The 19,003-nt window shown below is 68.6% G+C and carries 17 protein-coding genes and 2 tRNA genes (1 of these 19 cut by a window edge); 14 read left to right on the top strand and 5 right to left on the bottom strand.

Annotated features, from left to right (window positions below):
* The 7 genes from V8683_RS27885 to V8683_RS27915 form a co-directional block, all read left to right on the top strand.
* Positions 1 to 53 (top strand) — tRNA-Asn (locus V8683_RS27885) (it extends 123 nt beyond the left edge of the window).
* Positions 54 to 120: 67 nt separating this feature from the next.
* Positions 121 to 196 (top strand) — tRNA-Asn (locus tag V8683_RS27890).
* A 167-nt stretch (positions 197 to 363) separates the two neighbouring features.
* The gene (locus tag V8683_RS27895; protein ID WP_411188986.1) at positions 364 to 843 is read left to right on the top strand and encodes a CreA family protein; all 480 of its coding nucleotides are present in this window, start codon (positions 364 to 366) and stop codon (positions 841 to 843) included.
* Positions 844 to 926: 83 nt separating this feature from the next.
* Positions 927 to 1,829, top strand: coding sequence for a helix-turn-helix transcriptional regulator (locus V8683_RS27900; protein ID WP_411188985.1), 903 nt, complete (start codon positions 927 to 929; stop codon positions 1,827 to 1,829).
* Positions 1,830 to 1,989: 160 nt separating this feature from the next.
* On the top strand, positions 1,990 to 2,676 hold the full coding sequence (locus tag V8683_RS27905; RefSeq protein ID WP_411190509.1) for an AzlC family ABC transporter permease: 687 nt from the start codon (positions 1,990 to 1,992) through the stop codon (positions 2,674 to 2,676).
* Entirely contained in the window at positions 2,673 to 2,996 is a 324-nt protein-coding gene (locus tag V8683_RS27910) for an AzlD domain-containing protein (RefSeq protein ID WP_411188984.1), read from the top strand. Before V8683_RS27905 ends, V8683_RS27910 begins: the two co-directional genes overlap by 4 nt.
* Before the next feature lie 194 nt (positions 2,997 to 3,190).
* Positions 3,191 to 3,952, top strand: coding sequence for a DUF4088 family protein (locus V8683_RS27915; protein WP_411188983.1), 762 nt, complete (start codon positions 3,191 to 3,193; stop codon positions 3,950 to 3,952).
* A 61-nt stretch (positions 3,953 to 4,013) separates the two neighbouring features.
* Here V8683_RS27915 and V8683_RS27920 read toward each other — a convergent pair whose 3' ends face one another.
* Positions 4,014 to 6,170: an ATP-dependent helicase gene (locus V8683_RS27920; protein WP_411188982.1), complete on the bottom strand. Its 2,157-nt coding sequence runs from the start codon at positions 6,168 to 6,170 to the stop codon at positions 4,014 to 4,016.
* A gap of 187 nt (positions 6,171 to 6,357) precedes the next feature.
* Here V8683_RS27920 and V8683_RS27925 point away from each other — a divergent pair, with 187 nt between their 5' ends.
* The 5 genes from V8683_RS27925 (at position 6,358) to fumC (ending at position 12,407) form a co-directional block, all read left to right on the top strand.
* The gene (locus V8683_RS27925; RefSeq protein ID WP_411188981.1) at positions 6,358 to 6,579 is read left to right on the top strand and encodes an RNA-binding S4 domain-containing protein; all 222 of its coding nucleotides are present in this window, start codon (positions 6,358 to 6,360) and stop codon (positions 6,577 to 6,579) included.
* A 132-nt stretch (positions 6,580 to 6,711) separates the two neighbouring features.
* Positions 6,712 to 8,118, top strand: coding sequence for an MATE family efflux transporter (locus tag V8683_RS27930; RefSeq protein WP_411188980.1), 1,407 nt, complete (start codon positions 6,712 to 6,714; stop codon positions 8,116 to 8,118).
* 136 nt (positions 8,119 to 8,254) lie between these two features.
* A complete protein-coding gene (gene panS, locus V8683_RS27935) occupies positions 8,255 to 9,193 on the top strand; it encodes a ketopantoate/pantoate/pantothenate transporter PanS (protein ID WP_411188979.1) in 939 nt (312 codons plus the stop codon).
* Between the two features lie 59 nt (positions 9,194 to 9,252).
* The gene (locus V8683_RS27940) at positions 9,253 to 10,908 is read left to right on the top strand and encodes a phospholipase D family protein (protein ID WP_411188978.1); all 1,656 of its coding nucleotides are present in this window, start codon (positions 9,253 to 9,255) and stop codon (positions 10,906 to 10,908) included.
* 98 nt (positions 10,909 to 11,006) lie between these two features.
* Complete coding sequence (gene fumC, locus V8683_RS27945; protein ID WP_411188977.1) at positions 11,007 to 12,407, top strand: class II fumarate hydratase; 1,401 nt, start codon at positions 11,007 to 11,009, stop codon at positions 12,405 to 12,407.
* A gap of 84 nt (positions 12,408 to 12,491) precedes the next feature.
* Here the strand turns inward: fumC and V8683_RS27950 are convergent, their stop codons facing one another.
* From V8683_RS27950 to V8683_RS27960, 3 genes are all read right to left on the bottom strand, one after another.
* Positions 12,492 to 12,995, bottom strand: coding sequence for an acyl-CoA thioesterase (locus V8683_RS27950; protein WP_411188976.1), 504 nt, complete (start codon positions 12,993 to 12,995; stop codon positions 12,492 to 12,494).
* A 118-nt stretch (positions 12,996 to 13,113) separates the two neighbouring features.
* Complete coding sequence (locus V8683_RS27955; protein ID WP_411188975.1) at positions 13,114 to 14,133, bottom strand: GlxA family transcriptional regulator; 1,020 nt, start codon at positions 14,131 to 14,133, stop codon at positions 13,114 to 13,116.
* 91 nt (positions 14,134 to 14,224) lie between these two features.
* Positions 14,225 to 14,371: a hypothetical protein gene (locus tag V8683_RS27960; protein ID WP_411188974.1), complete on the bottom strand. Its 147-nt coding sequence runs from the start codon at positions 14,369 to 14,371 to the stop codon at positions 14,225 to 14,227.
* Between the two features lie 212 nt (positions 14,372 to 14,583).
* Between V8683_RS27960 and V8683_RS27965 the strand changes: the two genes are divergently transcribed.
* Both V8683_RS27965 and V8683_RS27970 read left to right on the top strand, forming a co-directional pair.
* Positions 14,584 to 15,294, top strand: coding sequence for an ArsR/SmtB family transcription factor (locus V8683_RS27965; protein WP_411188973.1), 711 nt, complete (start codon positions 14,584 to 14,586; stop codon positions 15,292 to 15,294).
* Positions 15,295 to 15,523: 229 nt separating this feature from the next.
* Entirely contained in the window at positions 15,524 to 17,731 is a 2,208-nt protein-coding gene (locus V8683_RS27970) for a DUF6600 domain-containing protein (protein WP_411188972.1), read from the top strand.
* 130 nt (positions 17,732 to 17,861) lie between these two features.
* On the opposite strand, the gene V8683_RS27975 is transcribed toward V8683_RS27970, so the two are convergent.
* Positions 17,862 to 18,833 carry a thymidylate synthase gene (locus V8683_RS27975; RefSeq protein WP_411188971.1) on the bottom strand — a complete coding sequence of 324 codons (972 nt, stop codon included), beginning with the start codon at positions 18,831 to 18,833 and terminating at the stop codon, positions 17,862 to 17,864.
* Between the last annotated feature and the right edge of the window lie 170 nt (positions 18,834 to 19,003).

Below are 19,003 nucleotides of genomic sequence, written 5' to 3' on the forward strand. Positions count from 1 at the left end.
GCGCCGGACTGTTAATCCGTAGGTCCCTGGTTCGAGCCCAGGTCGGGGAGCCAAAGAATCGCAAAAGCCCGTTAACCACAACGGGCTTTTTTATGTCGTGAAGAGTTGCTGTATTGCTGTTCCCCGATAGCTCAGTCGGTAGAGCGCCGGACTGTTAATCCGTAGGTCCCTGGTTCGAGCCCAGGTCGGGGAGCCAAAAATCGAAGGCGTTGCGCGATTTTCGCGCAACGCCTTTTTCTTTTTTCGCGCCACCCTTGCGCAGCACGAGCTGTCGCGTGGCTTTGCCCGCTATCCGTGCACCAGGCACTGGCGGGCGAACCGGCCTGCCCGATAATGACGGTTCGCTACCCTCGGGAATCCGATATGTCCGCATCTCGATTCATCGCCCTGCTGAGCGGCACCGCCCTCGGCTTCGCACTCGCCACCGCCCACGCCGAACAGATCGGCAGCGTGAACACCAATTTCCACCTCACCGGCTCCGACCGCGTTGTCGTCGAGGCCTATGACGATCCGCAGGTGCACGGCATCACCTGCTATGTCTCGCGCGCTCGCACGGGCGGCGTGAAGGGTACGCTCGGCATTGCCGAGGATCCGACCGAAGCCTCCATCGCCTGCCGCCAGGTGGGCGCGATCTCCTTCACCGGGCCGCTCAAGCAGCAGGACGACGTGTTCAACGAGCGCATGTCCTTCCTCTTCAAGACCTTGCACGTCGTGCGCGTGGTGGACGCGAAGCGCAACGCGCTCGTCTATCTGACCTACAGCGACCGGGTAGTGAGCGGCAGCGCCAAGAACAGCGTCACCGCCGTGCCCGTGCCGGCGGGCACGGCGATCCCGCTGCGCTAGCGCCCTTCCCGCGCCGCGCCCGCTCGCCCGTCCGCTCGCGGGCGCGCTACACTGAAAGACGCCCGCCCCGATTGCTTGCCGCCATGACCACCCGCCGTTTCCGAGATTTCGCCCGCTACTGGCGCACACCGCTTTTGCCCGGCGCGGATCTCGTCACGGCCGAGTATCACGAGCACACGTTCGCGCCGCACTGGCACGAGGCCTACGCCATTCCCGTGATCGAGGACGGCGCGGAGTGCTACCGCTACCGGGGCGCGCAGTACGTGGCGGAAGCGGGAACCGTGCCGGTCATCCATCCCGGCGAGCTGCACACCGGTTCGCGCGCAGTGGACGAAGGCTGGCGCTATCGCGTGATGTACGTGCCGATCGACTATCTGCACGGCCTGGCCGACGAAATCGCCGGTCGAACGCAGCCGCTGCCGTGGTTCGGCTCCGAGGTGATCCGCGATCCCGATCTGGCCCGGCGTCTCTCCCACGCGCACCGGCTACTCGAAGCCGATGTCGACCGGCACCACGCGGCCCGGACCAGGGCCGATGCGGAAAATCCGGTCGTGACCGGCACACCGAGCCCCGGCAGCGATCTGCTGGGGGTGGAATGCGCCCTCGTCGATGCACTCTCGACCCTGCTCGCGCGCCATGCCCACACGGAGGCGGCACCCGTGCGCGCTTTGCCGGACGATCCGCGCGTGGAGACGATGAAGGCCCTGCTCGCCGCCGATCTCACGGCGCCATTGCGTATCGCCGATCTCGCCAAAGCGGTTGGCCTTTCGCCGTTTCATGCCACCCGGCTCTTCACGCAGGCCACCGGCCTGCCGCCGCACGCATGGCGCACGCAGTTGCGCCTGCAGCGCTCGCTCGCGCCGCTGCGCGCGGGCGCCACGGTCGCCGACGTCGCCAGCGCCGCCGGTTTCACCGACCAGAGTCACTTCACGCGGCACTTCCGCCGCATGTTCGGCGTGCCGCCGGGACGCTGGCAGGCACCGTAAGCGCCATTAGCACCAGTAGCACTATTAGCGCCGCCGCAAGAACGTACAAGCCAGGCGCCGGCCGGGGCGCTACGCTGTCCTCCAGTCTCAGGAGGACAACTTGACCACTCACCCCACCCGTTCCCAAGAGTTCGTCGCGGGCGCGCGCGACACGATCCCCATGATGGTCGGCGCCGCGCCGTTCGGCGTCATCTTCGGCACGCTCGTGACCTCGGGCCCGCTGGCGCTCTGGCATGGCCAGCTCATGTCGCTGGCCGTGTTCGCCGGGTCCGCGCAGTTCATCGCGCTCGGCCTGATTGCCTCGCACGCGAGTTTCGTCGTGATCTGGGCGACCACGCTCGTCGTCAACCTGCGCCACGTGCTCTACAGCGCGACGCTCGCCCCCTACGTTTCGCACCTGCCGTTGCGCTGGCGTCTCGTGCTGGGCGGGCTCCTCACCGACGAAGTCTTCGCCGTCGCCTGGGCACACTTCCGCCGCCATCCGCCCGGCGACGATGTTTCGCCCTGGCACTTCCTCGGCTCGGGCGTCGCGATGTACGTGAACTGGCAGATCTGGACCGCCGTCGGCCTGCTGTTCGGCGCCGCCTTCCCAGGCCTGCAGTCGCTCGGGCTCGATTTCGCGATGGTCGCCACCTTCATCGCCATCGTCGTGCCGCAGCTCGTCGCCGTGCGCTATGTGGCCGCTGCCGTCACGGCCGGCGCGCTCGCCTTCTTCTGGCAGGGCTGGCCGTACAAGCTCGGGCTGCTCGCCGCCGTGCTGGCAGGCGTCGTAGTGGGCGTGGCGCTGTCGCTGCCGCGTGCCACCCAGCGCACCGGACCGCGCACCGCCGCCGGAGCCCGCCAATGAGCTACGTCGTCTTGATCCTCGGCATGGCCCTCATCACCTGGCTCGTGCGCACGGCCGTCTTCGTGCTCGGCGAGCGGCTCGTGTTCCCGCCGCTCGTGCGCACCGCGCTCGGTTTCGTGCCCGTTACGGTACTCACCGCGATCATCGTGCCGATGGCCGTCTCGCCGCACGGTCACGGCGCCGAGCTTAACTGGCGCAATCCGCAGCTCGTGGGCGCGCTCGCCGCCATCGTCGTCAGCGTGCTCACGCGGCGGCCGCTCGTCACGATCGCGGTCGGCCTGGGTGTGTTCTTTCTCTGGCAAGGCGTCGTTTTGCGCTAAGGCGCGCGGCCGCGCGCCGCCTCCAGCCAAGCTTGTCTCAAGTTTCGCTCCGCGAGGCCGTTAATCCCGTCAAGGCCTGCTTTGGCGCCGTCGCCCGCGTGTTCGCATATTCGCGGAGGCGCCGCACGGCGTCACCCGGGCCGGGCGACAGCCAGCACGGCGCAGTGCGGCAAGGATCACACGGGGCAACCACAATGGGGCACATCACCCTCAATCTCAAGGACGAAACGCTGGCGTCGCTGCGCAAGGACTTCGACGCCTTCCTGCGCGTCTCGCTGAAGCTCGACCCGCAGTTCGCGACGCCGGCGTTCGAGGATTTTCTGCGCGCCAAGCTGCTGGACAACATGGTGCCGCTCACCGAGAACGCGGTGCACCGCATGCTGACGGGCGGCCAGTATGCCTGGGCAAAGCGCACGCTCGACAAGGAATTTCCCGAAGTCGTGTCGATCCTGATGCGGCAAGCGAGCGAGTTCGGTTTCGGTTTCGCCTCGCGCCCCGAATGGACGCCTGAGGAGCTGGCCAAGCAGTGCCGCGAATGGGCGGCGGCAATCGTGGACGAGGCGCAGGGCGAGCAGGTGCTGATCGATCCGCTCGCGGCGCAGATCAAGTCGTCCGTGCAGGACATGCAGACGCTGGAAGAGCAGATGCAGACGCCGGCCTGGCGTCTCTCGGAGTCGCTGCGCCAGCGTATCTACGAGGCGAAGATCGGCTGCGAGACGAGCTCGGGCAGCACGGCGCGCGAGCGCCTCGGTGAGCTGCGCGGCCTGTTGCGGCTCGCGATCACGCATGGCGTGTTCCAGAAGCAGGAGGCGCAGCAGATCATGGAGTACCTGCGGCTGCTCAAGCCTGAAATCTTCGTCGAGGAACCCGACGACATCTTCACGCGCCTCGCCGCGTGGCTGCGCAACTTCTTCGTGCCGCCGCAGCGCAGCCAGCCGCGCCGCCAGTCGAATTGAGGAGGGCGTCTGACCGCGGGGCGTCCAACTACCGGCGCCCCGAGCGGCCACCCTCGCCCGCCTAATCCCACATCTTCCTGAGCTTCGCACCGATCTCGATCTTCGCCTGCGCGGCGGCGGCAAGGCCGGCCGCGCTCGGCGGCGCGACGGCGGGCGCGGGCGGCCACGCGCGCGACTCGAAGAGCGGCAGCGCCGCCGCTGCAATGAAGCGCGTGCGCGAAGCCCATATGTGACGGTCGCCCGAGGCGGTCTGGTTGTGGACGTAGAAGCGCTGCGGCACGACGATGTGCAGATCCTCTTTCGCACGCGTCATCGCCACGTAGAGCAGGCGACGTTCCTCTTCCAGTTCTTCGTCGCTGCCCGCGCCGAGATCGGACGGGATGCAGCCATCCACGCCGTTGAGCACGAACACGTTGCGCCACTCCTGCCCTTTCGCGGAGTGGATCGTCGAGAGGATCAGGTAGTCCTCGTCGAGCAGTGGATTGGCCGATTCCGCGCTCGTGGCGTCGGGCGGATCGAGCGTAAGTTCCGTCAGAAAGCGCTCGCGCGAGGCATAGGTGCTCGCGATGCTCTCCATCTGCAGCAGATCCGCGAGGCGCACGGCCGCGTCCTCGTGGTTGCGCTCGAGGTGCGGCTCGTACCAGCGGCGTACGCGCTCGAACTCGGCGGGCCACGGCGTCGCGCGCCGGCCGATATCCTCGATCAGCGCGGCGAAAGCGGCCCAGTCCTCGGCGGCGCGCGGCGGCGGCGCAAACGCCGCGAGCGCTTCGGCCGCGCGATACGCGCCCGTGCAGGCCGCGACCTGGTCGAGCAGCCGCGCGGCCGTCGCGGGCCCGACGCCCGGCAACAACTGGGCGACCCGAAAACCCGCCACGCGGTCGAGCGGATTCTCCGCCCAGCGCAGCACCGCGAGCACGTCCTTGACGTGCGCGGCATCGAGAAAGCGCAGTCCGCCGAACTTCACGAACGGGATGTTGCGCCGCGCGAGTTCGATTTCGAGCGCCGCGCTGTGGTGAGCGGCGCGAAACAGCACGGCTTGCTGCTTGAGCTTCATGCCCGTCTCGCGCGCCTCCAGAATCTGTTCGACGACGTAGCGCGCCTGAGTGGCCTCGTCGGCGACCGTCACGAGGCGCGGACGCTGCGCCGAGGGCCGGTCGCTCCAGAGATTCTTCGTGAAGCGCTCGCGCGCGGCATCGATCACGGCATTCGACGCGGCGAGGATGGGCTGCGTCGAGCGATAGTTGCGCTCGAGCGTGACCTGGCGCGCGGGCGGATCGAACTGCGCGGGGAAATCGAGGATGTTGCGCACTGTCGCGCCGCGAAACGAGTAGATGGCCTGGGCGTCGTCGCCGACCACCGTGAGGCCGCGTCCGTCGGGTTTGAGCGCGAGCAGGATGGCGGCCTGCAGGCGGTTGGTGTCCTGGTACTCGTCCACGAGCACGTGATCGAAGCGGCCCGCCAGATCGGCGGCAAGCGAGGGCTCCGCGGCCATGTGCGCCCAGTAGAGCAGCAGGTCGTCGTAGTCGAGCACGCTCTGCTTCTGCTTCGCATCGACGTAGGCCGCAAAGAGCGCCTTCAATTGCGGCTCCCACTCGAGGCACCACGAAAACGAGCGGTTCAGCACGTTCACGAGCGTGTCGCCGGTGTTGACGACGCGCGAATAGATGGCGAGGCAGGTGTTCTTCGACGGAAAGCGCCGCTCTTTCGCCGAGAGACCCAACTCGTGGCGCACGAGGTTCATCAGGTCGGCGGAATCCTCGCGGTCGTTGATCGTGAAGGCCGGCGAAAGGCCGATCTGCTCGGCGTATTCGCGCAACAGGCGCGCGCCGACGCCGTGAAACGTGCCCGCCCACGTGAGTCCCTGCGCGAGCGCGGCCGCCGCGCCCGGCACGCCCGCGGCGATGCGGCCCACTCGGCGTTTCATTTCCTCGGCCGCGCGGCGTGAGAACGTGAGAAGCAGGATGCGATGCGGATCGGCGCCGTTGACGACAAGATGCGCGACGCGATGCGCGAGCGTATTGGTCTTGCCCGACCCCGCGCCGGCAATCACGAGGAGCGGCGGGGGCAGCGTCGCGCCGGGCGCGAAACCGTCCGGGCCGCCATGCTCGACAGCCGCCCGCTGGGCGTCGTTGAGCTTCGAGAGCCAGTTGGCAACCTCAGTGGAAACTGCGGTGGCAACGACATCGCTCGCGGCGGGGTTTTCGACTACGCTGGACACGGCAGTGGGCGTCTGGAAACAAGGGGCGACGCATACTGTATATCCATACACCCCACGCCGGCAAGCACCGATCCTGATGCGATCTGGCAGTATTCAGGCTCAAAGCCTCCCGTTGGCCCCATCCTCCGCATGCCGTATGATGCGAACCCTTCGAATGCATCCTCCCGCGCCCCGAGCCGACCTCGCCATGCCCAATCTCGATTTCACGTTGACCGGCGAATTCGTCGAACTGCACAACCTCCTGAAGATCACGGGGCTCGCCGACAGCGGCGGCTCGGCCAAGCAGATCGTCGCTTCGGGGGCGGTGAAGGTGGACGGAGAGGTCGAACTGCGCAAGACCTGCAAGGTCCGCGCGGGCCAGGTCGTGCTGCTGGGCGACACGCGCATCGCGATCCGCGAAGCGGAATGAAAGAAAATGCACCAGAAGTGGGCTTCGTGATCGACAATAGGGCTAACCCGCAATAAGCTGTCGATTCCGACAGAACGCCCGATAAAACGCTAAAACGCCGCGCGGCGCGACTCTTCGCGCCGCTTGTCTTTTATGACCCGACCGACGCTCTCCGCGCGCGCCATCGCGCCGCCCACGCTTTCCCGCCACGCCGCCGACACCGCGCGCCTCGCCGCCCCGCTCGCCATCGCCCAGCTTTCGCAGATGGCCATGAGCGTGACCGACACCGTGCTGCTCGGCTCGCTCGGCGCGGATGCGCTTGCGGCGGGCGGGCTCGGCGCGAACCTGTTCTTCGTCGTCGTGACGGTGCTGCAGGGTGTGCTGACTTCGGTAAGCGTGAGCGTCGCCCAGGCGCGCGGCGCGCAGAACGATCAGGACGTGCCGCATATCTACTGGACCGGCTTCGCGCTCGCGCTGCTGCTCTCGCTGCCCGCGTTCGCGCTGCTCTCGTTTGCGGGCCCCATCCTGCTCAGACTTGGCGAACCGCCGCTCCTCGCGCAGCACGTTGGCGACTACGCGGCCGTGCTGCGCTGGGGCGCGCCCGCGAGCCTGATCGCCGTGGGGCTCCTGCGCTCGTTCCTGCCGGCCATCGGCGCCGCGAAGCGCCTCCTGTGGGTGTCGCTCGCGTGCGTGTTCGTCAACGGCTTCCTCAACTACGGGCTGATCCACGGCGCGTGGGGACTGCCGCACCTCGGCTTCCTCGGCTCGGCAACGGCGACCGCCATCACGATCTGGCTCACCGCCATCGTCCTGATGGCGCTCCTGCACCTGCGGCCCTCGCATCAGCATTTCGTCGCCGCGCGGCGGCCCACGGGGCCCATGATGGGCGAACTCGTTTCGATCGGCTGGCCCGTCGCGATCACCTACGCAGTCGAGGCGATGCTGTTCCTCGTCACCGGCCTGCTGATGGGCCTGCTCGGCGAAACGCCGCTCGCCGCGCACCAGATCGCATTGAACGTGGCCTCCGTGTCGTTCATGGTGCCGCTCGCAATCGGCCAGGCGGCCAATGTGCGCGTCGGCTACTGGTCCGGCGCCGGGCAGCCGGGCGCGGCACGCCATGCCGGCCTCGTCGCGCTCGCGCTGGGCGGAGGCTTCATGTCGCTCTCGGCGCTCGTGATGGTGTTCGCGCCGCACTGGATCGTCGGGCTCTACCTGCATCTCGACGATCCCGCGAACGCTGCGACCGTCTCGCTCGCGACCTCGCTGCTCGGCGTGGCGGCGCTGTTCCAGATCGCCGACGGCGTGCAGACCGTGGGCTCGGGCTGCCTGCGCGGCCTGAAGGACACGCGCATTCCGATGATGGCGGCAACGCTCGGCTACTGGGGCATCGGCTTTCCGATCGGCTATGCGCTCGCGTTCCACTTCGGGCTGGGCGCGCGCGGGCTCTGGTGGGGCCTCGCCGCGGGCCTTGCCACGGTCGCCGTGCTGATGACGCTGCGTTTTCACCGGATGAGCCTGCGGCGCGTCATCGTCGCGGCCACCGGAGCCCGCCAGGCCTGACGCGCCTCGGGCAGTTAAGCGTCCGGTTAAAATGGGCGCGCCACGGTCGCCGTCCAGTTGTCCATGAGGCGCGCCTCCGCATCGGCCGATAACAAACGCAGCCACGCCCAAAAAACCAAAACCGGACCACCCCGCCATGCTTGCCCCGATCACCCGACTCTTCCCGCTCTGGGCCGTGCTCGTCTCCCTCGTCGCGTACTTCGTGCCGGGCGCGGTCGCGCCAATCGCGCCGCACGTCACGACGCTGCTCATGATCATCATGCTCGCGATGGGCGTCACGCTCTCCTTCGCCGACTTCCAGCGCGTGTTCACGCGGCCCGCGCCCGTGCTGGCCGGCATCTTCCTGCATTACCTCGTGATGCCGCTCGCCGCATGGGCGATCGCAAAAGCGCTGCACATGCCGCCCGACCTCACGGCCGGCATGGTGCTCGTGGGCAGCGTGGCAAGCGGCACCGCTTCGAACGTGATGATTTATCTGGCGCGCGGCGACGTCGCGCTTTCAGTGACGATCAGCGCGCTGTCCACGCTCGTCGGCGTGTTCGCCACTCCGCTCCTCACGCGTCTCTATGTCGATGCCTCGATCACGGTCGACGTGCGCGGCATGCTGCTGAGCATCCTGCAAATCGTCGGCCTGCCGATCCTGATCGGCCTCCTCGTCAACCGTCTCGCCCATGGGCTCGTGCGCCGCATCGAGCCGGTGCTGCCGCTCGTCTCGATGGCCGCGATCCTCGCGATCATCGCCGCTGTGGTGGGCGGCACGCACGCGAGCATCGCGACGGTCGGGCCGCTGGTCGCGCTCGGCGTGGTCCTGCACAACGGCCTCGGCCTGCTGGGCGGCTATTGGGGCGGACGCCTGCTCGGCTTCGACGAGTCCGTGTGCCGCACGCTCGCCATCGAGGTCGGCATGCAGAACTCGGGCCTCGCCGCGACGCTCGGCAAGCTCTACTTCTCCCCCCTCGCCGCGCTGCCCGGCGCGCTGTTCTCGGTGTGGCACAACCTTTCGGGGTCGCTGCTCGCGGGCTACTGGGCCGGCAAGCCGGCGCGCGGCAGTACGCGCGCCAGCACGCTCCCGTAGAATCAGGCCGACTCCGCAGGAAAGAAGACAGCGCGCCACGACCGCACGGGAGACCCCGCTTGACTGCGCCACCCGCACCGACCCAAGCTCCAACGCGCCGCAATGCGGCGCGCCCTTTCGCGCGATTCCTGCGCGCCGCTCTTGTCCTCCTCTGCGCGACGCTCGTCGCCGCCTGCGCCACGCGGCCGCCCGCCACGGCCTTGCCGCGCGACACCACCCAGGCGCTGCCGCAGACCACGCCCACCGCCCTCGGCACCGCGCTCGCGGCGCCCGAAGCCGCGCACCCGGGCCAGTCGGGCTTTCGCCTCCTCGCCACCGGCACGGACTCCCTGCAGATGCGCATCGCGCTCGCCCGGGCCGCGACGAAGACGCTCGACATGCAGTACTACATCGCGAACGAGGACACGACCGGCAAGCTGCTGCTGGGCGCGGCGCTCTATGCGGCCGACCACGGCGTGCGCGTGCGCATGCTCGTGGACGACCTGAACTTCCACGACATCGACAGTCTGATGGCGGCCCTGAACACGCACCCGATGATCCAGATCCGCGTGTTCAATCCGTATGGCAGCGCGGGCGAAGGCATGTTCGCGCGCACCACGAACTTCTTCACGAACCTCGACCAGTTCACGCGCCGCATGCACAACAAGGCGATGATCGTGGACAACCAGCTCGCGATCGTGGGCGGCCGCAACCTGGGCGACGAGTACTTCAGCGCGAGCCCGACATTGCAGTTCACCGATCTCGACGTGCTCGCGGCCGGCCCGGTCGCGGCGCAGATCTCGGCAAGCTTCGACGCGTACTGGAACAGCAGCGTCGCCTATCCCTTGAGCGCGCTGAACCGCCAGCAGTTCGATCCGCGCGAGCTCGACGCCGCGCGCGACGAATTGCGCCGCCACTGGCACGAGAACGCCGATCCCTATAACGCGAAGCCGCTCAACGCCACGCCGCTCGACGTTCAGATCGCGCAACACCAGCTCGACCTCGAGTGGGCGCGCTGCTCGTTCGTCGCCGACTCGCCGGAGAAGATCGCCGACGCGCAGGCCGCTCCGAGCGGCGAAGTGGGCGCCGCCATGCAGTCGCTCCTCGACCGCATCCACACGGCGCACAGCAGCGTGCAGGCCTTCACGCCCTACTTCGTGCCGCACGACGCGGGAGTCGAGGAGGTGCGCAAGCTGACCGCGCGCGGCGTGCGCGTGGCGTTCCTGACCAACTCGCTCGCCGCCACGGACGCCGTCGCCGTGCAGGCCGGCTACAGCCCCTATCGCGTGCCGCTCCTGCGCGCCGGCGCGGAACTCTACGAGTTCAAGGAGGACGTGCCCTCGCGCAGACCGGTCAGCATCGCCGGCTCGCATTCGCGCTCGAGCCTGCACGCGAAAGCCTACGTCATCGACGACGAGACCGTCGTGATCGGCTCGCTCAATCTCGACCCGCGCTCCGCGAGCCTGAACACCGAGCTCGCGCTGACCATCGACAGCCCGGTGCTCGCCCACGAGGTAGCGAGCTATTTCGCGCGCGCGACCTCGCCCAAGGTCAGCTACCACGTGACGCTCGCCACGCCCGCCGGCACCAACGGCGCGGCCACGGCCTGGCCGCTCGTGTGGACCGACGAGGAAGACGGCATGATCCACACGTACAACGTCGATCCGAACGCCGGTTTCTGCCGAAATCTGTTGACCGGGCTATTCTTGCTGTTGCCGGTCGACAATCAGTTGTGAAATTCCCGCCTTCGACCGGACACCCAGGCGGACCGAAAGCGGACCCGAAAGCGGCGCCTGAGCCATCGCCGGCGTCGCGCCACTCACCGGAGTGCACCATGACCGAAGACGTAAGACTGGAGCGCGACACGTTCGGCGAGATCGCCGTGCCCGCCGCGCGCCTCTGGGGCGCGCAGACGCAGCGCTCCCTGCAGAACTTCCGCATTTCGACCGAGAAGCAGTCGCCCGAGCTGATCAACGCGCTAGCCACGATCAAGCGCGCGGCCGCCGAGGTCAACCTCGCCCTCGGCGTGCTCGACGAGAAAAAAGCGCGCGCGATCGTGCAGGCTGCCAACGAGATCATCGAAGGCAAGCATCCCGGCGAGTTCCCGCTCGCGGTCTGGCAGACCGGCTCGGGCACGCAAACCAACATGAACCTCAACGAGGTGATCGCGAACCGGGCGAGCGAGATCCTGGGCGGCGAGCGCGGCGAGGCACGCCTCGTCCATCCGAACGACGACGTCAATCGCGGCCAGTCGTCGAACGACGTGTTCCCGACGGCCATGCACGTCGCGGCCGCTTACGGCATCGTCAAGCATCTGCTGCCCGCGCTGAAGACGCTGCGCGACACGCTCGACGCCAAAGCAAAGGCCTTCGCCGGCATCGTCAAGATCGGCCGCACCCACCTGCAGGACGCCACGCCGCTCACGCTCGGCCAGGAGTTCTCCGGCTATGTCGCGCAACTCGACCAGGGCATCAGGCATGTCGAGTCGGCGCTGCCGCATCTCCATGAACTCGCGCAGGGCGGCACCGCCGTCGGCACGGGCCTGAACGCGCATCCGCAGTTCGCGCAGAAAGTGGCCGAAACCATCGGCAAGCTCACGGGCGTGCCCTTCGTCACAGCGCCCAACAAGTTCGAGGTGATGGCCGCGGCGGACGCGCTCGTGTTCGCGCACGGCGCGCTCAAGACGGTCGCCGCGAGCCTCATGAAGATCGCCAACGATATTCGCTGGCTCGCGAGCGGCCCGCGCTGCGGCCTCGGCGAACTCTCGATTCCCGAGAACGAGCCCGGCAGCTCGATCATGCCCGGCAAGGTGAACCCTACGCAGTCCGAAGCAGTGACGATGCTCTGCTGCCAGGTGTTCGGCAACGACGTGGCCGTGAACTTCGGCGGCGCGAGCGGCAACTTCGAGCTCAACGTGTTCCGGCCGATGATCGCGCACAACGTGCTGCAGTCGATCCGCCTGCTCGCGGACGGCGCGCTCAGCTTCAACGATCACTGCGCCGTGGGGATCGAGCCGAACCACACGCGCATCGACACTTTGCTCAACGAATCGCTGATGCTCGTGACGGCGCTCAATCCGCACATCGGCTACGACAAAGCCGCGCAGATCGCCAAGAAGGCGCACAAGGAAGGCACGACGCTCAAGGCCGCCGCACTCGCGCTCGGCCACGTCACCGAGGCGCAGTTCGACGAGTGGGTCAAGCCCGCCGACATGGTGGGAAATCCGAAAAAGTAGCTGGCGCTTCGCCTTCGCGCAAAGCAAACGGGCGGCGAGGATTCGAAACCTCGCCGCCCGCTTTGCGTTCACGAAAGTCGTGCGTCAGACCTGGCCCTTCGCGACTTCCTCGGGCTTCAGTTCGACGATCGCGTCGAGCGCATGCCTCACGTCGAGCGCGTACTTTGCGAGGCGCTGCTGCTCTTCGGTTTCGGGCGTGAACGTCGGCACGGGAATCGGATTGCCGTTTTCGTCCACGGCAACGAACACGATCAGGCAATCGGTCGTGAGGCGCAACTGGCCGCTCTTCGGGTCGCCGGCATGCACCGTGATGTGGATGTGCATCGAGGTGCGGCCCGTCGCCACCACGCGCGCGCGCAGTTCGACCATGTTGCCGACGAGGATCGGCCGGCGAAACCGGATGTTGCCCACGCTCACCGTCACGCAGTAGCGGCCCGACCAGACGGCCGCGCATGCGTAGGCGGTCTCGTCGATCCACTTCATCAGCGCACCGCCGTGCACTTTACCGCCAAAATTCACCGAAGTCGGCTCGGCCAGAAAGCGGAACGTCGTTTCCGAACGGTCCAGCGGCTGGGAAGGCGTACTCATGATGGGCTCCGCTCGTGGGGTTTGCCGCTTGCGCAGCTTGCTTGTGGGAAGGCGTCGATTATACGGTTGCATCTGGGCCGGCGCAGCGTCTGGCCGAGCCCCGCCTCCCCCCAACGCCCTACGCTGCCGCGAAGCGCTCCCGGTATTCGAGCGGCAGCACGCCATAGCTGCGCTCGAAGGCGCGCCGCAGGTTCTGCTCGCTGCCGAAGCCGCAGTCGGCGGCGATCCGCTTGAGCGGCCGGCGCGATTGCACGAGCGCGTGCGCCGCGGCCTCCACGCGCATCGCCGACACCGTGCGCGCCGGCGTACGCCCCACCTCTTCGGCATAGCGCCGCGCAAACGTGCGCGGGCTCATGCTCGCCGCCTCGGCAAGCCGCTCGACGCTCAATTCCGTATGCAGGTTCGCGGCCATCCAGCCGTGCAGTGCGTCGAACGTGCCGCCCGCCATGGACTGCGCCGCCAGCGCCTCGCTGAACTGCGCCTGGCCGCCGGGCCGCTTCATGAACACCACGAGCCGGCGCGCGGCCTGCATCGCCACGGCGTGACCATGGTCCTCCTCGATCAGCGCGAGCGACAGATCGATACCCGCCGTCACGCCCGCCGAGGTCCAGACCACGCGGCCATCGCGCGCGTCGCACAAAAAGATCGGATCGGGATCGACTTCGACCTGCGGAAAGCGCCGCTTGAGCTGGGCCGCGTTGCGCCAATGCGTCGTCGCGCGGCGGCCATCCAGCAGACCGGCGGCAGCGAGATAGAACGCGCCCGTGCACACCGCGGCCACGCGCCGTGCGTGCGGCGCACGGGCCGCGATCCAGGCGACGAGTTCGGGCTGCAGCGGCGTGGCGTCGTCGACGGGCGTTCCCGGCACGATCAGCGTGTCGATGGTGGCGGCATCGAGCGCATCGAGCCGTTCGGTGACGACGGGCAGCCCCGCGAAGGTCGGTAGCACGCCGCCCGCCACCGAGGCAACCGTGACGCGGTACGCACAGGGCTCGCCGCCAGCCGCCTGCGCGGGCCGGGCAGCGCGCACCGCGAGCTCGGCGCGCCAGAACGCCTCAATGGGCCCACAGGCATCGAGCAGAACGAGATCGGGGGCGACGGCGAAAACGACGTGACGCGCGGCAGACGATTGAGACATGGCGCAAAGCGGGAAGACGCGATGCAGTCATCATCGCATCGCCCCGGCTGGCAGTCACATCAGGATGGCATCAATTCCTGCCAAACCACGCTCAATGCCGGAAGACGATGCCTTCGTCGAGGGTGCCGTACATCGTGACTCCGCTTACGTCGTTCGACGGCGCAGGACCGCCCTGTGCGCAAGCCGCGCACAGCAATGCGAGGGAGCAGGCAGCCGCGAGGGCCAGAAAGCGTTTCATCTCTGCGTGCGGTGAGGGAGAGGTTTAGATTCTAGCGCAGCGGCACCGGCACACGCAGGAGACGCCCGTTCGACCCTAAGCCTCCGCCGGGCCTCTCGGGAAGGCGAGCACGTGGAAGGTTCATGTTTCAGATTAACGTGAAACGTCGAATGCCGGGCGCGGTTAGAGTAGCGTTCATGGGCACCCGCGTGCCGCCCTTGCAAGGAGCCGCCATGGCTGCCCCGCTTCTCGACGAAACCCGCCACTTTCCCGGCCTGTCACGCATTGGCGCGCTGCTCGCCGATCCCGGACGGGCCGCCATGCTTTGGACGCTGATGGACGGCAGCGCGCGGCCCGCCGGCGAACTCACGCTGATCGCCGGGCTGTCGCCCTCGGCAGCGAGCGCGCACCTCGCGCGCCTCGCCGAAGGCGGCCTGCTCGCGCTCGACGTGCGCGGCCGCCATCGTTACTACCGGATCGCGACACCCGACATCGCGGCGGCCATCGAAGCCCTCATGAACATCGCCGAGGCGGCGACGCCGCAGCCGGCAATACGGCCCGCGCGCACGGTGCCGCTGGAAATGCGCCGCGCCCGCACCTGCTACGACCATATGGCGGGCGAAGTCGCGGTCAGCGTGTTCGAGCGCTTCGTCGACGACGGCTTGCTCGTCTTCGACGGCGGCTATCTCGACGCGACGCCCGACGGTGCGGCACGATTGCGCGACCTGGGCGTGGACGTCGGCGCGCTGCACGCGAAGCGGCGCCGCTTCGCCTGTACCTGTCTCGACTGGAGCGAGCGGCGACCGCATCTGGGCGGCGCGCTGGGTGCCGCGCTGCTCGATTGCTGGCTGGCGCGCGGCTGGATCGAGCGCGCGAGCCGGCCGCGCGTGCTGCGTATCACGCCGGCGGGTCAGCGCGAGTTCGACGCGTTGACGGCCGGCTAGATCGCTGCGCCATCCTCGCCGCCATCCCTGCCGCCATCCCGATCCCGTCGATCCCTGCCCGCGCCGAAGGCAGGGATCCGCACGCCCCACCTTGCAATCCTTACACGGCAACACGTTCTGTTACATCTGGAGCCGAAGGTCTTACAATTCCGCGCGCATGGAAACAGGCACGGCCGTTACAGTGCTTCACAGGACGCACCGTAAAAAGCGGCGCGCCATGGAGAAAAACATGAAAGAGCGCACACCGACCCTCACCTCATTCCGCCGGCTTACCGGCCACACGCTGATCGCTTGCGCCGCGCTTGCCGCACTGAACCTCGCCGCCGCCCCGGCATTCGCTCAGTCCGCCCCGCCGCCCGGCGCCAGCGCGCAGGAAGGCGCGAACGTCGATCCGCCGGGCCGCGTCGCGCGGCTCGACTATATGGCCGGCGCCGTCACGACCGAACCGGCCGGCACCACCGACTGGTCCTATGCCCAGGTGAACCGCCCGCTCACGACGGGCGACCAGCTCTGGAACGACGCGAACGCCCGCTCGGAACTTCATATCGGCTCGACGGCGGTGCGGATGAGCGCGCAGACGAGCCTCGACATCCTGAACCTCAGCGACAGCGCCGCCCAGTTGAAGGTGGCGCAAGGCACGCTTTCGACGCGCGTGCGCGAGCTGCCCGCCGGCACCACCTATGAAATCGACACGCCGAACCTCGCGCTCGGCGTGAATCAGCCCGGCGACTATCGCGTGGACGTGGCGCCGGACGGCAGCTCGACGACGGTGACCGTGCGCAGCGGCAGCGTGACGGTGTACGGCGAGAACGGCCAGATCCCGATGTCGGCGGGCCAGCAGATCCAGTTCGCGGGCACCGACCTGCAGGAGACGGCGAGCAACGCCGCGCCGCCGCCCGACGCCTTCGACCAGTGGGCGCTGGCTCGCGACGCGGCCGAGGACCGCTCGATCTCCGCGCGCTATGTGTCGCGCGACATGCCCGGTTACGAGGACCTCGATGCCAACGGCAACTGGCGCGAGAATCCGCAATACGGCGAGGTCTGGGTACCGAACGCCGAGCCTGCGGGCTGGGCGCCTTACCACGACGGCCATTGGGTCTGGCAGGCGCCGTGGGGCTGGACGTGGGTCGACGATGCCCCGTGGGGCTTCGCGCCATATCACTACGGCCGCTGGGCCTATGTCGACGACAGTTGGGCGTGGGTGCCCGGCCCGCTCGTCGAGAGCGCTCCGCCCGTCTACGCGCCGGCACTCGTCGCCTTCGTCGGCGGCGGGGGCGGCGACGCGAACTGGGGCGTGGACCTGACCGTGGGCGGCGTGGCCGCGGCAGGCGTCGCCTGGTTCGCGCTCGGGCCGGGCGAGCCGTGGCACCCGGGCTGGGGCGGCTGGAGCCCGCACTACTATCAGCGCGTGAACCAGACCGTCGTCGTCAACAACGTGCACGTAACCAACATCACGAACGTCAACGTGCACAACACCTTCGTCAACTATCGCGTGCCGGGTGCGGTGACGGCGGTGCCGGCGACGGACTTCGTCCATGGCCAGCCCGTCGCGCGCTTCGCGCAGCGCGTCGATCCGCAGCAATGGCGCAACGCTCGCATCGAGTCCGGCACGCCGGGCATCGCGCCGGTGCAGGGCAGCTTCGGCGGCGCCCTGCGGCGCGCGAACTATCGCCCGCCCGCGGCACTGCAGGCACGCCAGGTCGTGGCAACGCGCGCGGCCGTCACGCCGCCCGCCTTTCACGACACCCTCGCCCAGCGCTTCGCGCACGAAGGCGGCGCGGTGCCGGGGGCCGGCGCGCCGGTCGTGCGCGTCTCCGCGCCGGCGCATGCGCCGCTCGCGGCCGCACAGAACGTGCGCGTGGTGCCACCGCATTCGCCGGTGATGCGCGAAGCGGAGCGCCCCGGGGGCGGTGCGCCGCAACCTGCTCGTCCGGGCGGCGTGCCCGCACCCGAACGCGGCCAGCCGGGCATGGCGAACGCCCATGAGCCGGTGCAAGAGGAGCATGGCGTACCGCATCCGCCGCAGCAGGTCGCAGGCCGTCCGGCAGGCGGCACGCCGAACGCGCCGGGCCAGGCCGAGGCGCATCAGCCGGTCTGGACTCAGCCGCATGCGCCGATGGCCGCGCGCAGCGAACCCGGCAACGAAGCCCGCCGCCCGGGGCAGCCCGAGACCCGCGAGGCGGCGAACGCCCGCGAGCCGCAAGGCCAGCCGCAGCGCGGCTTCGAGCAGGCTCCCGAGGCAAGGCCGCAGGCGCCGCAGCAGGCTCGGGAGGAGTCTCGCCCGCAACCGCAGCCCGAGCAGCACGCGGAGGCCCGTCCGCAGCCGCAGCAACATGCGGAACCCCGCCCGCAGCCGCAGCCCCACGCGGAACCGCACCCGGCGCCCCATCCGGACGAGCACGCCAACCGCGGTCATGACGACCATCAGCACGGCTGAGCGCGAGCGCCGGGGAGCTTGGCTCCCCGGTCATGAAAGCGGCTATCGAGCGCTGCCATCAAGCGCGAAAGGCCCGCGAACCTGAGGTTCGCGGGCCTTTTTCATAGGCCGCCGCCGTTGCCGCTCGCGCTCAGACGGCCATCGGCGCCGTGAGCGGTTCGTGATGCCGGTAGCCGACCAGCGAGAAATCCGCGGGTTCGACCTTCTCTAGCCATTCCGGCTCGTACACGCCCGTCTTCGCGTACTCGGGCACCCGCTCCGAGATCGCCAGTTGCGGGCTCGCGAACGGTTCACGGCGCAACTGCTCGTTGAGCATGTCGAGCTGGTTCTCGTAAATGTGCGCGTCGCCGATGAAGTACGTGAACCAGCGCGGGGTGTAGCCCGTAAGCCGGGCGACCAGATGCAGCAGCACCGCGCCTTCGGTCAGGTTGAACGGCGTGCCGAGGCCCACGTCGTTGCTGCGGATATAAAGACACAGCGACATCTCGCGCTTCGTCGCGTTCGGCAGGAACTGGTACAGCAGGTGGCAGGCGGGCAGCGCAATCTCTTCGAGCACCGCCGGATTCCACGCATGAAACAGAATGCGCCGGTCGGTGGGGTTGTGCATGATCGTGTCGAGGCACTGGCGCAACTGGTCGATCGCCTTGTAGAGCAGCACCTGCGGCCGCCCATCTTCGACGAATTCCGCCACGCGCGCATAACCGCGCGACTGCGCGTCGTCAATGCGAGCCGTCGCGCCGGCGTCCAGCACCTTGTATGCGGGCCAGCGGCGCCACTGCACGCCGTACACGCCGCCGAGGTCGTCCGGGCCTTCGCGATAGGGATTCGCGAGCCACTGCGCGTTCTCGTTCGCGTTGGCGTCCCAGACCTTGCAGCCGAGCGCGCGGAAGTCCGCGGCGCTGCGCGAGGCGCGCAGAAAGCCGATCAGTTCGCCGACAGCGGACTTGAACGCCAGTTTCTTCGTGGTAACGGCCGGAAAGCCCTGTTGCAGATCGAAGCGCAGCATCGCGCCGGGCTGGCTGATCGTGCGGATGCCCGTGCGGTTTTCCTGCCAGGTGCCGGTGTCGAGAATCGAGCGGACCAGCTCGAGATACTGTTTCATGCGGGGTTCCTTCGGCGGGCAGGCTCAACGCCTGGTTGGCCCGGTTCGGATGGAAAACCCCGATTTTAGCAAGCGCGCGGCGGTCAGGTCGGGGGGGCCGGGAGCACTCACCCCCGCCGCCCGCCCAGAAAACCCCCGCGCCCCGCGCCCCCGCGGCCGCGGCCGCCGCG

It is taken from the genome of Paraburkholderia sp. AV2, from assembly GCF_054968425.1.

What these genes read in the sequence shown, in the direction of transcription:
- V8683_RS27925 (WP_411188981.1), top strand. Translation starts at nt 6,358, where the DNA reads ATGCCCAATCTCGATTTCACGTTGACCGGCGAATTCGTCGAACTGCAC.
- V8683_RS27950 (WP_411188976.1), bottom strand. Translation starts at nt 12,995, where the DNA reads ATGAGTACGCCTTCCCAGCCGCTGGACCGTTCGGAAACGACGTTCCGC.
- V8683_RS27960 (WP_411188974.1), bottom strand. Translation starts at nt 14,371, where the DNA reads ATGAAACGCTTTCTGGCCCTCGCGGCTGCCTGCTCCCTCGCATTGCTG.
- V8683_RS27965 (WP_411188973.1), top strand. Translation starts at nt 14,584, where the DNA reads ATGGCTGCCCCGCTTCTCGACGAAACCCGCCACTTTCCCGGCCTGTCA.
- V8683_RS27910 (WP_411188984.1), top strand. Translation starts at nt 2,673, where the DNA reads ATGAGCTACGTCGTCTTGATCCTCGGCATGGCCCTCATCACCTGGCTC.
- V8683_RS27975 (WP_411188971.1), bottom strand. Translation starts at nt 18,833, where the DNA reads ATGAAACAGTATCTCGAGCTGGTCCGCTCGATTCTCGACACCGGCACC.
- panS (WP_411188979.1), top strand. Translation starts at nt 8,255, where the DNA reads ATGCTTGCCCCGATCACCCGACTCTTCCCGCTCTGGGCCGTGCTCGTC.
- V8683_RS27900 (WP_411188985.1), top strand. Translation starts at nt 927, where the DNA reads ATGACCACCCGCCGTTTCCGAGATTTCGCCCGCTACTGGCGCACACCG.
- V8683_RS27895 (WP_411188986.1), top strand. Translation starts at nt 364, where the DNA reads ATGTCCGCATCTCGATTCATCGCCCTGCTGAGCGGCACCGCCCTCGGC.
- V8683_RS27955 (WP_411188975.1), bottom strand. Translation starts at nt 14,133, where the DNA reads ATGTCTCAATCGTCTGCCGCGCGTCACGTCGTTTTCGCCGTCGCCCCC.
- V8683_RS27905 (WP_411190509.1), top strand. Translation starts at nt 1,990, where the DNA reads ATGATGGTCGGCGCCGCGCCGTTCGGCGTCATCTTCGGCACGCTCGTG.
- V8683_RS27915 (WP_411188983.1), top strand. Translation starts at nt 3,191, where the DNA reads ATGGGGCACATCACCCTCAATCTCAAGGACGAAACGCTGGCGTCGCTG.
- fumC (WP_411188977.1), top strand. Translation starts at nt 11,007, where the DNA reads ATGACCGAAGACGTAAGACTGGAGCGCGACACGTTCGGCGAGATCGCC.
- V8683_RS27930 (WP_411188980.1), top strand. Translation starts at nt 6,712, where the DNA reads ATGACCCGACCGACGCTCTCCGCGCGCGCCATCGCGCCGCCCACGCTT.
- V8683_RS27970 (WP_411188972.1), top strand. Translation starts at nt 15,524, where the DNA reads ATGAAAGAGCGCACACCGACCCTCACCTCATTCCGCCGGCTTACCGGC.